Below are 16,451 nucleotides of genomic sequence, written 5' to 3' on the forward strand. Positions count from 1 at the left end.
TGGTGGATGCCAGCCAGGCCAGGCACATTGATGGCAGGGATATCTGATGGTTGGATGCATGCCAGGCTGTATTCATCTCAGGCACTCCCTGCGGCAAGCCAGGCTCCCCCGGACGACGGGCCAGTACCTTTGCGCAATGGATCACCTGCCCGCCCGGCTTCGCAGTCGTTCAGACCCATAGGCACCTTGTCGTTGAGGAAAACACTGGCCGTGAACACAACTGCACATGTGCGTAACCCGCAGGTCCCCCTGTCTGACCCCGCTGTCATGGCAGCGGTTTCAACCCCAGGTGGCCCATATTTCCGCCATGACGGAATTTTGAACATTTCTGAAAAATGTTCTCACAAATGCGGTAATCTCTGCCCTGTTGACTGACAACGCCACGCAACCTTCATCCCGGTGAACCTAGAGGCACACATCAGTGTCGGGGGCAACGCCGCAAACCGCAGCGAAGACGCCCTGATCCAGCAGCAGAACACCGTCCTGCTGCTCGACGCCGACCCCGCCACCCGGCACACGGTTCAGCGCGTGCTGGACACCCAGCATCTGGGCACCCTGCGTGTGGCCGACAGTCTGGAAGAGGCCGACGAACTCATCGACAGTGAGCCCACACTTGCGTTGCTGCTCCTGTCGGTAGACGGTCCGGATGACGAGCGACTGCAGTGGGTGCGTCGTGCCATCCGCACGGCGGCCTGGCAGCGGCTGTCGGTCATCGTGCTCACGCCTGGCTCGCGCAACCCGCTCTGGCCGGAAGCCCTGGCACTGAACCTGTCCGACGTCCTGGGCAAGCCCCTCGACGAAGCCGCCCTGCACCTGAAGCTGCGCCAGTGCCTGAGCCTCAAGATCTATCGTGACCGGCTGCTCAAGCAGGACCTGCTGACGGGTCTGACCAACCGCAGCGGCTTCATGCGCCGGCTGGAAGTGGTGCTGCGCGCCCGCGCCACCGCCCACACCGTGATGCTGCTGGACCTCGACCGCTTCCGCCAACTCAACGACGGCCTCGGGCATCACATGGGTGATGCCTTCCTGAAGGCCGTCAGCCAGCGGCTGGATGCCGTGATCAGCCACCATACCGGCCCCGAACGGCGCCGTCCCGCCATCACCACCAGCCCTTGGCTGGCCCGCACCGGTGCCGACCGCTTCATGGCCCTGCTGCCCGGCCGCCCCGGTGAACCGGCTCACGAACAGGCACTGGAGGAACTGCAGCGCAGCCTGGTGCTGCCCCTGCACATCGAGGGAAGGGAACTGTTCATCTCGGCCAGCATCGGCCTGGCCGTGTTTCCCGACCACGGCAGCGACCACAACCAGCTCACCCGGCACGCCGAACAGGCACTGGCCGTGGCCAAGCGGCGCGGCGGCCACCGCATCGAGTATTTCGACCCCGCGCAGAAGCGGGTGGGCATCAACGCCATTACCCTCGAGAACCACCTGCGCCACGCCATCCGCTACAACGAGCTGCAGCTCTTCTATCAGCCCAAGGTCTGCAGCCGGACCCTCGAGATCACCGGCGTCGAGGCCCTCATTCGCTGGTACCACCGCGACCGGGGACTGATCCTGCCCGAGCACTTCGTACCCGTGGCCGAACGCAGCGGCCTGATCAGCGAGATCGGTGCCTGGGCCCTGCAGGAAGCCTGCCGGCAGGCCCGCGCCTGGCTGGACGCCGGCCTGCCCGCGCTCAGGATGGCCGTAAACATTTCAGCCGCCCAGACCCAGCGGGGTGATCTGGTGGCCACCGTCCGGCAGGCCCTCGACGACAGCGGCCTGCCCCCCGAACACCTCACGCTGGAACTGACCGAAACCCTGCTGGTCGAAAACGGCGAGCATGCGCGCCAGCTGATCGGCCGGCTCAAGGAACTGGGCCTGGCCCTGTCACTGGATGACTTCGGCACCGGCTACTCGTCCCTCACCTACCTGCACACGCTGCCGTTCGACGAAATCAAGATCGACCGCAGCTTCATCCAGGGGCTGCCTCATCAGGCCGTCTCCCGCGCCATCGTCAACGCCATTCTGGCGCTGGCCGAGGGTCTGGAGCTGGATGCCGTGGCCGAAGGCATCGAACGCCCCGACGAGTTTGCCTGCCTGCAGGAACACCTGCCCAACTGCACCCTGCAGGGCAACCTGTTCTGCCCGCCGATGAGCGCTCCCGCCCTGCAGGACCGTCTGCGCGCCAGCACCCGCTTCCAGCCGGCTGTGGCCTGAGCCGATCCCGGTTTGGTGCGCGCCCCATTTTGTACGCCGCCCCATGTCAGGGGGTTTAACAAAAAGCAACGTCCTTGCTTTATGACAGGGTGAACATGCCCCAAAGCGGGCAAAGTGTTCTATGCTGTCAGCAGATACATCAACCCGGCCTGAAGGAGACCTTCTCATGTACAAGCATGTTCTGATTGCCACCGACGGTTCCCCCCTGTCCGAACGCGCCGTCGATGCCGGCATTGCCTTGGCCAGCACGCTGAAAGCAGCGCTCACCATCGCCAACGTCGGTGCCCCCTATGCCCCGCCGCTCTATGCGGGTGACTTGGTGCCGAACAACTACCTCACCGCCAACGAGCATGACGAGAAGGTACGCACCGCCGGTCAGGAAGTGCTCGATGCCGCCCAGGCCAAGGCAGGCAAGGCCGGTCTGACGGCCGACACCGCCTTCGAGATTGCCGACGAACCGGCCGACGGCATCATCAAGATTGCCAAAGACAGGAAAGCCGACCTGATCGTCGTGGCCTCGCATGGCCGGGGCGGCCTGAGCGCCCTGCTGCTGGGCAGCGCCACCCGCCGTCTGCTGAGCAGTGCCAACATCGACCTGCTGGTCGTCCGCAATCACGACGGCGACGAAGGCTGAGCACTTTCGCACCCGTCTGGCACCCTCGCGGTCCGTCCGCCAGGGTGTCCCGAAGCCCGCTGCCACCTCCGGTGCCGGCGGGTTTTTTGCGCTCTGGGAAAGAAGATTTTTTCCTGAAACGCAACATCAGCTTCCCGGCAACATCAGCTTCCCGGTCAGAACGGGGCCACAGCTTTCTTCCCGGAACGGCGTCCCTGTCAGGCGCCCCTGTCAGCACACGTCTGGGGCCAGCCAGCGCGTGAACGCATGAGTCCACAGACGCACGCCAACAAGGCAATGAAAAGCGGCAGACCTCGAACCAGCGTCTGCCGCCCTGCGGAGCCCTTGCAACTCCGCATGAGTCACACCGCGTGATTAGCCGGTTACCACGAGAGTGTGTACTTACCCGCTAAACCAAAGCTGTCCTGTCGCTGGCAGGCCTGCTGGACGGTGACCGTTCAGGCCCACGGGGCCGGAGACCCGGCCCCGATGGGATGCCCACCTTTTTCGGATGGACATCACGGCGCACCCGCAAGATGAAACACCCAGCAGATGGGACATCACGGCGCCTGCAGGATGAAGCTCCCTTATGGATGAAACACCACGGCGCGGGCACCGGATGCCGCCGCCGTTCAACGCCCCAGCGACAGCCCAATCCCACTATACGCCGGCAATGACTCGCGCGCCAGATACCGCCGACCATCCACCAGGGGTACTGCCGAGCGCCCGGCCTTGGACTGCAGCTCCGGCACGGCCTTGTATTCGGGCCAGCTGGTCACCAGCAGCACGGCCTCGGCCGACGCCAGTGCTGCGTCCAGCGAGGGCGCAAAACTCACCGCATCGGCCGGCACCCCGTAGTCGGCCAGTGCCTTGCGACCGGTCTCGACGGCAATCGGATCGTGAGCGGTCACTTTCGCGCCAGCCTTCACCAGATCGGCAATGACCGGCAGCGCAGGCGATTCACGCACGTCGTCGGTCCCCGGCTTGAAGGCCACACCCAGCACCGTCACCCGCCTGCCGGCCAGGCTGTCGCCCAGCTGCTCCTTCAGCAGGCGCAGCATCTGTCCGGGCTGCGTTTTGTTGGTGGACAGCACGGCGTCGAGCATCGGCGTGTCCACACCACGATGCTGGGCATGCGCGGTAATGGCCTTCACATCCTTCGGGAAGCAGCTGCCGCCAAAGCCGCAGCCCGCCCACAGGAAGGAAGTGGCGCCGGCCTTCTTCAGATTGTTGTCGGCATCGCGGTAGATCAGGTGCTTCATCAGGTGCAGGCCCTTGAACACCTCGGCCGCATCCAGCCCGCCAATGCCGTCGCAGATCCGCGCGATCTCGTTGGAGAACGAGATCATCGTGGCCATGAACGAATTGGAGGTGTACTTGATCATCTCCGCCGTGCGCGGCGTGGTCCGCACCACCGGCACACCCTTCTGCTCGAAGGTGGCATACATGCGGGCCAGCTGTTCGGTGCTGCGCTCGTCGATGCCGCCGACGACGATCCGGTCCGGATCCTGGAAGTCCTTGACGGCCACACCTTCGGCCAGAAACTCCGGATTCATGCCCAGACCGAAGTCCTTGCCGGCCTTCAGACCCGACACTTCCTCGATGGCCTCACGCACCACCGTGTCAGTCGTGCCCGGCACCACCGTGCTCTTGACCGTCACCACACAATAGTGCGGCTGCTTCCCGGCGGCTTTTGCAGCCGCGGCCTGATCCTTCAGCACCTGGCCGATCTCGCGGGCCACCTGCAGCACATAGCTGAGGTCGATCAGCTTGCCATCGAAGGGCGTGCCCACGCACACCAGGGCAACATCGGCATTTTCCATGGCGCTGGCCAGCGAGGTCGTTGCACGCAACCGGCGGCCGACGTTGGCCTTCAGCAGCGCTTCCAGCCCTTCCTCATGGATCGGCGGCTCGCCGCGGTTGATGCGCTCGACCTTGGCAGCGTCCACATCGACGCAAGCCACCTCATGGCCGACCGAAGCCAGCCCCGTTCCCGACACCAGACCGACGTAGCCGGTTCCCACCACACAGATTTTCATCATGCAGCCTCTGCGTCACGATTGAAGTAATACCAGTTGAGGATGCGGCGCAGGCCGGTATCGACATCCACTTCCGGTGCATAGCCCAGCTCGGTGCGTGCCTTGGTGATGATCGGGCAACGACGGTTGGGGTTGTCCTTCAGGTACACCTCCCCCTCGTCGGAGAGCTTGTGCACCACCTTGCCCTGATAGCCCCACAGCTCCCGGGCCAGCTTCTGCACCCGTTCGGCCAGCTCGCGCATGCTGATCTCGGGGGTTTCGATGCCGATGTTGTAGGGCTCACCGCGGCGGCCATTGACCAGCACGCGCAGGTAGCCCGACAGCGCATCGGTGATGTAGCAGAAGGTGCGGGTGGGCGAACCATCCGACAGCATGACGATGTCACGGCCGGCCAGCACGTCGCGGGCAAAGTCGGGCAGCACACGGCCGTCGGTGATCTTCAGGCCGGGACCATAGTTGTTGAACGGACGGGCCTGCGACACCGGCACCCCCTTCGTCTGGGCATAGAGCACGCACAGCGTCTCGCCCACACGCTTGGACTCGTCGTAGCAGGCGCGCGGGCCGGTGCACGACACCAGGCCACGATAGGTTTCGGGCGTGGGAATGGCATCCGGCGTCGGATCGCCATAGATCTCGCTGGTCGAGAAGAACAGGAAGCCCTTCAGCGAACCCGGCTCCTTCTGGTTGCGTTCGGCCGCATAGTCCAGCATCAGGCGCAGACCGTTGACGTTGGCGTCGATGGTTTCCAGCGGGAACTTGCGGTAGTACATCGGCGAGGCGATGGACGCCGCATGGATGATGAAGTTGGCCGGTTCCAGATCGGCCGGAATCGGGTGCGTCACATCATGCTTGCGCAGCCGGATTTCGGCGGATTCGGCTTCCTTCAGCCAGGCGGGGATGCCGCGCACGTAGTTGTCCAGCACCGTCAGGCGAATCTTCCTGTCGGCGGGAGCGGTCCTGTTCCAGTGGCCGATGGAGAGCACCAGGTAGTAGCCCAGGAAGCCAGCGCCCCCGGTCAGCCAGAGGTGGTTGCCGGCCAGCGCCTCGTACTGCGAACGGGCCTTGCGGATCAGGTCGTCCAGATCCTGATTGATCAGTTGGTCGAGGGGAAGCAGGCCAGAAGGCGTTGTCATTGTGTCACCCTGAGAGTAAGCACTGACTTCAGTCAGTCACTGCGAAAGAAGATGGCGCGGATACCCTGCATCGAAACGGCATCGGAACGGTCTAACACCCGGGCATCCGCGCGCTCTTCAGATTATCGTCAATTTGGCCGTCACCCGCGCGTGAATAGTTGGCATTGGGGTGCATGAACAGCGAGATTGCCGGGAAGGAGACAGACGGCGAGCGCTGCGCTGGGACAAGACGTCGTCACTTGAAGCAGAGAGGCGCAGAGCAGAAACGACGTGAGACAGGGCCCCCCGGAAATGCCTGATTTTCAACAGTAAGCACATACTTACGCAAAACCACTTCACTTGTTCGGAGAGCGAAATGGGCTTTGCCGGCCCTTCTCTGCCCCCCTTTCTCTACCCTTCTCTACCCTTCCTCGCTTTTCCTGCCCACCCCCGCGCATCCAGCGGCTCCGGGTGCAGCACCCGGAAGCCACGGGAAGCCACGAATTGCCGGCCAGGCAACAGGCGTCATCAGGTCCTGTTGGCGGCGCGCATCGCCTTCAGCCCTTCATCGAGGTCGGCGATCAGCGCTTCGGCCGGCTCCAGGCCGCAGTGGATACGAACCAGCTGCTCGCCATGCCACGGCGTGACACTGCGGCAGCCCCGCAGATACGCCGGCATGATCAGGCTCTCGTAACCGCCCCAGGAAAAGCCCAACTGGAAATGGCGCCGGCCATTGCACAGCGCCTGCACCGCCTCCTGCGACACCGGCTCCAGCTCGAACGAGAACAGCCCGTTGCTGCCCAGGAAGTCGCGCTTGAACAGCGCGTGACCGGGGTGGCTTTCCAGTCCCGGGTGTATCACTTTTGCAACGCCCGGCTGCTTCTCCAGCCAGCGGGCCACCTTCAGCGCGCTCTGTTCGTGTACCGGCATGCGGGCATTGAGCGTGCGCATGCCACGGAGGATCAGCCACGCATCGTCCCCACCCACGCACATGCCCAGCTGCCGCACGGCAGACCAGAGCTGCTGCCACAGCCCCTCGCGCACCACCACGGCGCCCATCAGCACATCGGCGTGACCGCTCCAGTACTTGGTCAGTGCCAGGACCGAGATGTCCACCCCCCAGTCGAACGGACGGGCCAGCTGCGGCGAGGCATAGGTGTTGTCGATGGCGGTCAGAATGCCGCGCTCGCGCGCCCAGCGACTGATGGCCGGCGTGTCCTGGATGTCGAAGGTATAGCTGCCCGGGCTTTCCAGGTACACCATACGTGTGCGAGGACTCACCAACTTTTCCAGATCGTCCGGCGTGGCCTGCGGATCGAAGTAGATGGTCTTCACACCGAACTTCTTCAGCAGTGTGTCATTGAAGGTTCTGGCCGGCCCATAGACCGAATCGGTCACCAGAATCTCGTCTCCCGGCGAAGTGAACGCCCACATCAACGTGCTGATTGCTGCCAGTCCCGACGGCATCAGGGCGGCACGCACCTTGTGCGGCGCACCTTCCAGTTCGGCCACCGCGTCCATCAGTGCATAGGTGGTTTCGGTACCCGCCGTTCCGTAGCTGGACTGATGCAGCTCACCCTGATCGGTGCGGTTGCTCATCTCGACGGCATCCTGCACGGTATCGAACACCACGCTGGAGGCCCGGATCAGCGGTGGATTCACCACACGAATGCGGCGACTGATGCTGTGGCCTGCCTCGATGGGCAGGCAGCCCAGCACCGGATCCTGGGCAGCAGGACGCCCGGCGCCCTCCCCTGCTCCTGGTTGCGTCGTGGTGCCGGTCTGGCCGGCGGCGTTTTCTCTGGTCACGTCTTTCCCCTTGTTTTCAACAAAATCTGCTGCAGCCCACATCCACGTGGCCTGCACCTGAATACAGCGGTGAGTACCCACATACTTTCATCTGGATACCCACAATTGGCCTGTAGCCAGCTACCGCTCCCACCCTTTCACCGCCCTCCCCTGCCCTGAAGCGCCCCTGGGGCCACTGCAAACGGAGAGCAGCACACGGCAGAACAGCGGCATCAACATTCTCACGGCTGCACAGCCCCATCAGTCACGACACAGGCCCCCCCATCGATGACGGTACAGACCTGTCGGCCGGCAACAGCACAGGCCCACCAATGGCAGCGGATGCCAGCAGCACAGGTCAGTCTCGGCAGGGCACGTACTCCCACGGAATGGCAGCCACATTCCACGAAAAAGCGCCGCATTCCACGAAAGCAAGTACACACATCTGCAGAAGCAACGGGCCACCAACAGCCCGCCGCCCGAGTAATCCCGTGAATCAGCCGACATTCACGCTGGCGTGCGCACCCGCTGATCCACTCCTGATTTGACATCAATAACGGCACCTTTGCCACTGGCCCCAGCCGTGAGCAGACCTGGCGCACTGCGCGACAAGGCTGGCCGCCCTGGCAAGCTGGGCAACGCCGGTAGCCCACGGTCAGGGACAGCCCAGAAGCGCCCCTCTGGGTGACTGGCGACCATGTTGTCCGTGTCCTCTGGTGGTGACTCGTGAGACAGGATTTCCCGGCCACACCAGCGCATCTTGTCCGTGCCCTCTGAGTGGTGAGCGGCTATGTTGCCCGTACTCTCTGGATGGTGGGTGGCCATGTTGCCCGTGCTCTCCGGGTAGTGGGTGGGGCGCAATGTTGCCCATGCCCTGAGTCATCAGGATTCCCTTGCCCCACAGAACCTGTTGTCCCCACGCAACTGTCATATTCCTTGTACTGGATCAGAGAAACGTGTGGAGATTCGTGTCATCGTCAGACCCGTGCCTGCGGAGACTTGCCATTCCTGCCGTCAAAGCGTCCGACAGACTGTTGGGGCTTGTTGGCGAAAACCTCGCAAAAGGCATACGATCAACCCTGAGCCATCCGAACGGTTCCGGAAGCCGGTTGTGCGGCCCGCAAGGGCAGCGACTTCCGGACGGGACTGGCGGAGGGTTCGCCGGAAGGCCGGACGGTCTTTGCCGTTCTTCCCTCCATGGAGACAGTGTCATGTCTGACGCGCGCCATGCTCCTGGGTTGCCCGGGTGCATCGCACGCTTCAGGAGACATTCCTGTGAACGGCCCGTTCGAAGTGCCGGCAGTGCATGCACTGCGTTGTTGGCCCCGACCCGCCGTTCACCCGAGCCCGGTTCTGGTGTTTTTCAACTTCACAACAAGGAAACAACATGACAAAGACATCATCGGCTGTCGATATCGGCAACGTCCCGTCCGAAGTACGGCACACCGGCATCATCGACTGGGTGCGGCAGATTGCCGAACTCACCCAGCCGGCCAACGTCGTCTGGGCAGATGGCAGCCAGGAAGAATACGACCGTCTGTGTGAAGAGATGGTCGCCCGCGGTACGTTGATCAAGCTCAACCCCGCCAAACGTCCCGGTTCCTATCTGGCCCGCTCCAACCCGTCCGACGTGGCCCGGGTGGAAGATCGCACCTTCATCTGCAGCGAGAAGGAAATCGACGCCGGCCCCACCAACAACTGGATGGAACCGGCCAAGATGCGCGCCACGCTGCAGGGTCTGTTCAAGGGCTGCATGCAGGGTCGCACCATGTATGTCGTGCCCTTCTCGATGGGTCCGCTGGGCAGCAAGATCTCGCAGATCGGCATCGAACTGACCGACTCCCCTTATGTGGTGGCCAGCATGCGCATCATGACCCGCATGGGCAAGGCCGTGTGGGACGTGCTGGGCACCGACGGCGAGTTCGTGCCTGCCGTGCACAGCGTGGGCATGCCGCTGACCGAAGGCGTGGAAGAAGTGACCTGGCCGTGCAACGATGAAAAGTACATCGTGCACTTCCCCGAAAGCCGCGAGATCTGGTCCTACGGTTCGGGCTACGGCGGCAACGCCCTGCTCGGCAAGAAATGCCTGGCACTGCGCATCGCCTCGGCCATGGGTCATGCCGAAGAAGGCAACGGCAACCCCGGCTGGCTGGCCGAGCACATGCTCATCCTCGGCGTCACCTCGCCCGAAGGCAAGAAATACCACGTGGCAGCCGCCTTCCCGTCGGCCTGCGGCAAGACCAACTTTGCCATGCTGATCCCGCCGAAAGGCTTCGAAGGCTGGAAGGTCACCACCCTGGGCGACGACATCGCCTGGATCAAGCCCGACGCCAACGGTCGCCTGCTCGCCATCAACCCCGAAGCCGGCTACTTCGGCGTGGCCCCGGGCACGAACGCGAAGAGCAACCCGAACTGCATGGCCGCGCTCAACAAGAACGTGCTGTTCACCAACGTGGCCCTCACCGACGATGGCGACGTATGGTGGGAAGGCATGAGCGAACCGCCCGCCCACGTCATCGACTGGCAGGGCAACGACTGGACGCCGGCCGACGGCAAGAACGGTCGCAAGGCAGCCCACGCCAACTCGCGCTTCACCGTGGCCGCCACCAACAACCCGGCGGTCGACCCGGCCTGGGATGACCCGGCCGGCGTGCCCATCGACGCCTTCATCTTCGGTGGCCGCCGCTCCGACACCATCCCCCTCGTCACCCAGACCCGCAACTGGACCGAAGGCGTCTACCTGGCCGCCACCATGGGTTCCGAGACCACCGCGGCCGCCGGTGGCAAGCAGGGCGTGGTGCGCCGCGACCCGTTCGCCATGCTGCCCTTCTGCGGCTACAACATGGGCGACTACTTCCAGCACTGGCTCAACCTGGGTGACTGGCTGAAGTCCAAGGGAGCCAAGGTTCCCCCGATCTTCAGTGTCAACTGGTTCCGTACCGACGACAACGGCCGCTTCATCTGGCCGGGCTTCGGCGACAACATGCGCGTGCTGAACTGGATGCTGGAACGTCTGGAAGGCCGCAAGCAGGGTGGCATCGAGCACGTGCTCGGCACCACGCCGCACTACGAAGACCTGAACTGGAATGGCCTGGACTTCGGCAAGGACGCCTACGAAAAGGTCACCTACGTCGATCCGGAACAGGTCAAGGCCGAGTTTGCCCACCACGACGAGCTGTTTGCCCGCCTGGGTGAACGTCTGCCCGCCGTGCTGCGCGAGACCCGCCTGCATCTGGAAGGGCTGCTGAACAAGCACTGATCCAGAACCCGCCTGTGGCCCTCCCATCAGGGCCACGGGCACGAGCGAAATGCCTGGGATCGGACTTACCCGGTTTCGCTGCCGGGATCAGGTTCTGCCCTAGATTCACGAAACCGCCGCGATGGCTTTCACGCGGCGGTTTTTTCATGGGAGTCGGCGCCTGGCGGAACACGGAGGCCGACACTGAGCGCGGAAACTGGCTGGGGTGTCAACGCCGATTGCAGAACCGGACCCAGCCGCTCAGCAGCCCGCTGTCAGCCGCTCGGCCATCTGCATGGCCGCCAGCATGCTGGATGGATCGGCCACCCCCTTGCCGGCTATGTCGAAGGCAGTCCCATGGTCGGGACTTGTGCGCACGAACGGCAATCCCACGGTCAGGTTCACACCGTCCTCAACGCCCAGATACTTCATCGGAATCAGCCCTTGGTCGTGATACATGGCGATCACCACGTCGAACTGCGCAAAGCCGCGGGCCCGCATGAACACCGTATCCGGCGGAAATGGCCCCTGTGCATCGATGCCCAGGCCCTGCGCCTCGCGAACCGCGGGGCCAATGATGCGGATCTCCTCATCGCCCAGCAGCCCATCCTCCCCGGCGTGCGGATTGATCCCTGCCACCGCAATCCGTGGCGCCTCGAGGCCCGTACGGCGCAGGAAAGCATCGGTCAAGCGGATGGTTTCGACGATCCCCGCCACCGTCAGCCTCTCGATGGCCTGGCGCAGCGGCACGTGGATACTTACCAGCACCGTACGCAGTTCCTCGTTGGCCAGCATCATTCGCACCGGCACATTGCCCGCCACCTCGGCCAGAATCTCGGTATGGCCCGGATACGCGTGCCCGGCCAGGTTCATTGCGGCCTTGGAGAGCGGAGCCGTCACCACCGCACGCACCTTTCCGGCCATCGCATCCTGCGCCGCCTGACGCACGGCACGCCAGGCAGCGTCCCCTCCTGCCGCCGAAATCTGCCCAACCTGAAGGTCTGCAGGAACATGGGCACATGAGACCACCTCCAGGAGGCCCGTATCGGGCGCAAGAGCCTCTGGAATGGCGTCAAGCCACTTGGGGTCACCATAGACCACAAAAGGCCCCTGAAGGCCGATTTCAGGCGCTTTCTGCAGCGCCTTCAGAATGATCTCGGGGCCGATGCCGGCTGGATCACCCATGGTGATGGCAACAGGGCGTCGGGCGGAACTGTCCCTGCTCCCGGGACGTCGTACGCTGGACGGGGTGCGTTGGGTAGCGTGCTGGCTGTCGGACATGGGGAGACTCACGGGCATGGGGGAAGAGAAGAGGCCGTTTGAGAAACGGGCGGAGGCCCGGCGTGGGCGTGGGCGTGGGTGTGGTGTCGGGCGTGTCGGGGTGCGCTCGTTCTGGCGGAGATGAACAGACCCAGATCCAGAACACATTCCAGGGGCGGGAACACTTTACCGCAATAGAGGGACAGGGGCTGCACGACACCGGGAGTGGGTGTGAGTCGCGAGGGCTGGAGAGAGAGCGGCTGGAAGACAGAATTGGCGGTTTGCAGTTGGGGGGGTGGCAGTTGGGGGGGGCGGTTGGTGGCTGGTGGCTGGCAGCTGGCGGTCGGTATTGGTGTTGACGATTGGTTTGTAATGGGTGACGGCTGGCAGTTTGTACTGAAGAAAATAGGCACAGCATTCCTGACTATTGCCTCATAAAGATTAATTGAGTTTTTATATGTTTGTGTGCGCTCACTTTATAACGGCATACTTTTAAGTACAGAATGGCGGGCGTGAGGGGCGCATCAGGGGTTTGGCTGGATTCAGCTCTCTCCTGATAGATTCCTGCAAGAGGGTGGTTGTCTTCTGAGGGTGTTCGTCTGCGGTGATCGGTCGTCCCGCGCATGTCCGTCGTCGCGGCTGTATCGTCTGCTTGTGAACGTTGAACGTTCGTTGTCTGCGCCCTTCATTCCATAGGTTTGTCGTCCGCGCGGCATCATCCACTAGGTTTGCTTCACCACTGCCCCACGTTAGTGATTACGGAACGCCGCCCACCCTGACGACGAAACTCTCCTGGCTGCCCAGGGAGAAGGCGCCGGGCAGACGTTCGGCAGCACAAGGAAGGATGCCGCCTGATTCAGGATGCTGACTTGTTTTACATCCTCAGATCGATCGCTTGCTTCGGAACTGGTCAGTTCAAAGTCGGAATGAGCCAGAATGCTCCTGCGGCAAAAGGCAACGCACTGCATCGCCCGGCATGGAGATCAAAGTTGCGCAGGACTTTTGCAGAGATCCCCAAGCGTTTGGCAACCTCCAAGACGAGTCCTTCGGCAGAACATCTGAGCATTCAGTGTCATCAGGTACTTATGCCTAGCGCGCCGGTTCGTTGAGACGTCTGCGACACGTGGGTCCTCTTGCCTAGAACGGTCTCTGTAAATTGGTTTGTGCCGGGGTCGGGGCTGGGGCAGAGACTGGGGCAAAGACTGAGGCAGGGACTGGGATCAGGATTAGCCGGACGGAATCTCGGTGGCAATGGCCGAGGGCCACGGCGGTAAATGACAACGCACTGGAGGGACGGAGGTCAAAATGTTACGCAGGACTTTTCCCTTGACTGAGCAACTGCGATGATTGTTCCTGCCGGTTAACGGTGGCTGTCGGGCTTGTCTCTGGTCATATCAGACTTGATGACTGTAGGGGGCAGAAGCAAAAACATTTATGCTCCCAGATTCGCCCTCCTGCTCGCACCGTTTCATTCCAGAAATTACTGCCAGAAATGGCCCGCGGATGAGGCGCGCGCTAAACGATCTTCATCCCCTTCGTTCGCCAGGAGGCGTGCCGACTGGCCGCTGGAGTAGAGTGATAATGAGAGGATAGACTCCCCAGATTTGCAGAGAATTTTTTTACCCACAATCTGTGGACGTTATTCCCCGCCCCAGCCATCAATTCACACTGACGCCGCCCCAAAGGGGAAATTTCTCATATCAGATATCTACGGACTGAGATGTACTGCGGACGGAGAGCACAGCAACCGTAACACGTTCATTGCTCATACAGCCATGTCCATTTCCGACCGGCGATTGAGTTTAAACGCCATAAGAGCGTGTTGGGCTCTCTTCTTTCGCATCAAGAGCATTGCATACAGATCTCAGATTTTAGCCGGGAGAGAAGCTTCATTGGACAATCCATGGCAGCCATCCGCCCGTGCATGATCAACGCTATGCGCCCTTCCGCTAGATCTGCGCTGGCGTGACAGAGATCATCAGTTATGCACCGTCTTCGTCATCGATGACTTCAGTTTCTGCTCCCTCCTGCTTCAGGAAGCTATATGCAGCTAGAATCCATCCGCCATCCATGGCAAGCCTCTCCCGATCATAAGCCTGACGGAGTTTGGGTTTCCAGAAGAGGCCTGTTTCACGTGGAACAATCCGCAGTCCTCATGCGATCACCCCCACACGCCAGAACCAATAGCACTACTGTAGGACTGAAAAACAAGCGCGCACTTATCCAGGTTTCCAGTAGACAACGCGGAATAGCGCGATCAACAAACAGACCAGCATATTACTGCGTAATACGTGAGCGCTTACTTCTAATATTATTTAACCGGCGGACGAATTCAACTGATAATGACAAGAGGACCACGACCCATCGGGTTCTCTTGACCTGAACCTCGAGAACAGAGGAAACGCGCACGCACGCTAGTTTCCCTATGAGAGCGTAAAAAGCCCTTCCCACGTGTCACACCAAGACAAATAGAATAAGCTGCGCCACAGCAATACGCGAGATAACCAATCCTGTCTTTACCGCAAACCCGTACGTTGGCGCAATCCGCGCAGAATCCACGGATGCATGAGCATTCCGCGCCAGCGGACCTGGCAGTTAGTTCCTTCCGCGACCATGAAGCCATATGCGATAGCGGCATTGCTTTCATCCCTGACTTTAGACTTTAGTCCAGCCAGGCTACTGATATTGTCAGTTGATTAAAGACACTATCCAACAAGCTACCTGCGCCAGTGCAGGCGAATCTACTGACAGAAAGAACATGGTCAGCGTATTGCTATTATTCGGCGGGTACCTGGACTCCCATCCAGTCGCGCATCGCTGTGTCTTTGCCCTTCTCTAATTTAGGTCGACTTCGAAGCACTGCGCAGGTTGATGACTGATCTAGGGAGTTTTGACGTAGACACGAAGGCCGGTCTGTACGGAGATAGGTAGGTATACGCTTCATAGATATGTCAGCCGAGTAGACAAACCATATAACAAGAGCTTCTTAAGCCACGGAACACCTACTCTGCAATTCTGTCGATACTGATGGTACTAGAAACTCATCACCACACACTCAAGGAGGGGAGGAGCTGTATCTACCACCTCCAATGTGAACTCACTCTAACGCTTATTCGTTTGCCCAATGCAGTGTTCCACGTGGAACAATACTTCATGAAACCAGTTTCACACCCTTCCGGCCAGCAAGTTCCTCCCCCTTAGATGCTTTGTCGCCTTCGTCACCCCTAAGGTTCCCTATCGCCCCCTAGACGTCCCAACCAGACCGGGAATCGCTCCTAAATGATTACCTAACGCCCCCATCTCAAGCGGTTGGCAGGAGGAATCCCCGCACGCAGAGTCGGTGATTGGTTCAAAATGTGACCCAAAGGCGATCTGAGGGTAGGAAAATGGATGTGGAGGAGGCCCTGTCGCGCCATCCTTGCACTCGTACAAGCCCCAGGGCTGGAGACGATTGACTTGTACATGTCAATAGAGTGTATCGGGGTCAGAGATTAAGGTTTAGTAGGCCGGATACAGATATGCCCCCGGTTTGACGCTGTGTAGCAATGATAGCCGTTCGCTCTGGGGATGCTCCCCCTCCCCCCCTAGGGTCAGACGCCCAGAACAACCGAACAACCACGCTTCTGCGTTTGATACTGTACTACCTTGTCTCAGGGAACTGACTACCGGCGGGACCTCGCCTCGCCAACGCACCAGACACACGATCCCACGTGAATAACAACGAAACCATTCACACGATACTTAAAGGGTTTCGATAACAGTGAGCGCTCGCTTCCATTATAGAGGTGCTTTTCTGAGCGGTAGTACCCCCCTCACACGCGTAGCCCCCCCCGGTTTGGTCGAGGAAAACGTAAGCATGCTTGCAAAAGGAGCTTTTTCTTTATCTTGTGTTGTACACTGGGCAATAAACTACAAGCTTGCCCATCGGGGCCCGCGTTTCCCGGGAATCGTCCGTCTTTCTCAGGGAATGATGACTGAACGAGGTGATATAACACCGTACATCACAAGTCATTGATGATGTTCTCGTTGGGGGGGGATCCAGCCTATTTTCCGATCCGTTATATCTTCGTCATGTCCAGCTTCTCCACTTCCTCCCGGATTTGCTCTGATCTGCCCCTGATCTGCCCCTGATCTGCCCCTGATCTGCCCCTGATCTGCCCCTGATCTGCCCCTGATCTGCCCCTGATCTGCCCCTGATCTGC

7 protein-coding genes are annotated in these 16,451 nt (G+C 61.2%); 3 read left to right on the forward strand and 4 right to left on the reverse strand.

What is annotated here, in order from left to right; genetic code table 11:
• Nucleotides 1-399: 399 nt before the first annotated feature.
• Both EHV23_RS09625 and EHV23_RS09630 read left to right on the forward strand, forming a co-directional pair.
• The gene (locus tag EHV23_RS09625; RefSeq protein ID WP_125095882.1) at nt 400-2,199 is read left to right on the forward strand and encodes a putative bifunctional diguanylate cyclase/phosphodiesterase; all 1,800 of its coding nucleotides are present in this window, start codon (nt 400-402) and stop codon (nt 2,197-2,199) included.
• Between the two features lie 166 nt (nt 2,200-2,365).
• Nucleotides 2,366-2,833: a universal stress protein gene (locus EHV23_RS09630; protein WP_158615911.1), complete on the forward strand. Its 468-nt coding sequence runs from the start codon at nt 2,366-2,368 to the stop codon at nt 2,831-2,833.
• Between the two features lie 611 nt (nt 2,834-3,444).
• Here EHV23_RS09630 and EHV23_RS09635 read toward each other — a convergent pair.
• The 3 genes from EHV23_RS09635 to metC form a co-directional block, all read right to left on the reverse strand.
• Nucleotides 3,445-4,854 carry a UDP-glucose dehydrogenase family protein gene (locus EHV23_RS09635; RefSeq protein WP_203228961.1) on the reverse strand — a complete coding sequence of 470 codons (1,410 nt, stop codon included), beginning with the start codon at nt 4,852-4,854 and terminating at the stop codon, nt 3,445-3,447.
• Nucleotides 4,851-5,984: an NAD-dependent epimerase/dehydratase family protein gene (locus tag EHV23_RS09640; protein ID WP_125095884.1), complete on the reverse strand. Its 1,134-nt coding sequence runs from the start codon at nt 5,982-5,984 to the stop codon at nt 4,851-4,853. The genes EHV23_RS09635 and EHV23_RS09640 overlap by 4 nt, the downstream gene beginning before the upstream one ends.
• A 507-nt stretch (nt 5,985-6,491) precedes the next feature.
• Nucleotides 6,492-7,772 (reverse strand): cystathionine beta-lyase, encoded by a 1,281-nt coding sequence (gene metC, locus EHV23_RS09645; protein WP_158615912.1) that lies wholly within the window; start codon nt 7,770-7,772, stop codon nt 6,492-6,494.
• Between the two features lie 1,366 nt (nt 7,773-9,138).
• Between metC and EHV23_RS09650 the strand changes: the two genes are divergently transcribed.
• Nucleotides 9,139-11,010, forward strand: coding sequence for a phosphoenolpyruvate carboxykinase (GTP) (locus EHV23_RS09650; protein ID WP_125095886.1), 1,872 nt, complete (start codon nt 9,139-9,141; stop codon nt 11,008-11,010).
• Between the two features lie 240 nt (nt 11,011-11,250).
• Here EHV23_RS09650 and pdxA read toward each other — a convergent pair whose 3' ends face one another.
• The gene (gene pdxA, locus EHV23_RS09655) at nt 11,251-12,288 is read right to left on the reverse strand and encodes a 4-hydroxythreonine-4-phosphate dehydrogenase PdxA (RefSeq protein WP_420813054.1); all 1,038 of its coding nucleotides are present in this window, start codon (nt 12,286-12,288) and stop codon (nt 11,251-11,253) included.
• Between the last annotated feature and the right edge of the window lie 4,163 nt (nt 12,289-16,451).

It is taken from the genome of Lautropia dentalis (assembly GCF_003892345.1).
GTDB lineage: Bacteria > Pseudomonadota > Gammaproteobacteria > Burkholderiales > Burkholderiaceae_E > Lautropia > Lautropia dentalis.

Excerpts from the sequence above, each read along its gene's own strand:
- EHV23_RS09630 (WP_158615911.1), top strand. The coding sequence starts at position 2,366 with ATGTACAAGCATGTTCTGATTGCCACCGACGGTTCCCCCCTGTCCGAA.
- EHV23_RS09635 (WP_203228961.1), bottom strand. The coding sequence starts at position 4,854 with ATGATGAAAATCTGTGTGGTGGGAACCGGCTACGTCGGTCTGGTGTCG.
- EHV23_RS09640 (WP_125095884.1), bottom strand. The coding sequence starts at position 5,984 with ATGACAACGCCTTCTGGCCTGCTTCCCCTCGACCAACTGATCAATCAG.
- EHV23_RS09650 (WP_125095886.1), top strand. The coding sequence starts at position 9,139 with ATGACAAAGACATCATCGGCTGTCGATATCGGCAACGTCCCGTCCGAA.
- pdxA (WP_420813054.1), bottom strand. The coding sequence starts at position 12,288 with ATGCCCGTGAGTCTCCCCATGTCCGACAGCCAGCACGCTACCCAACGC.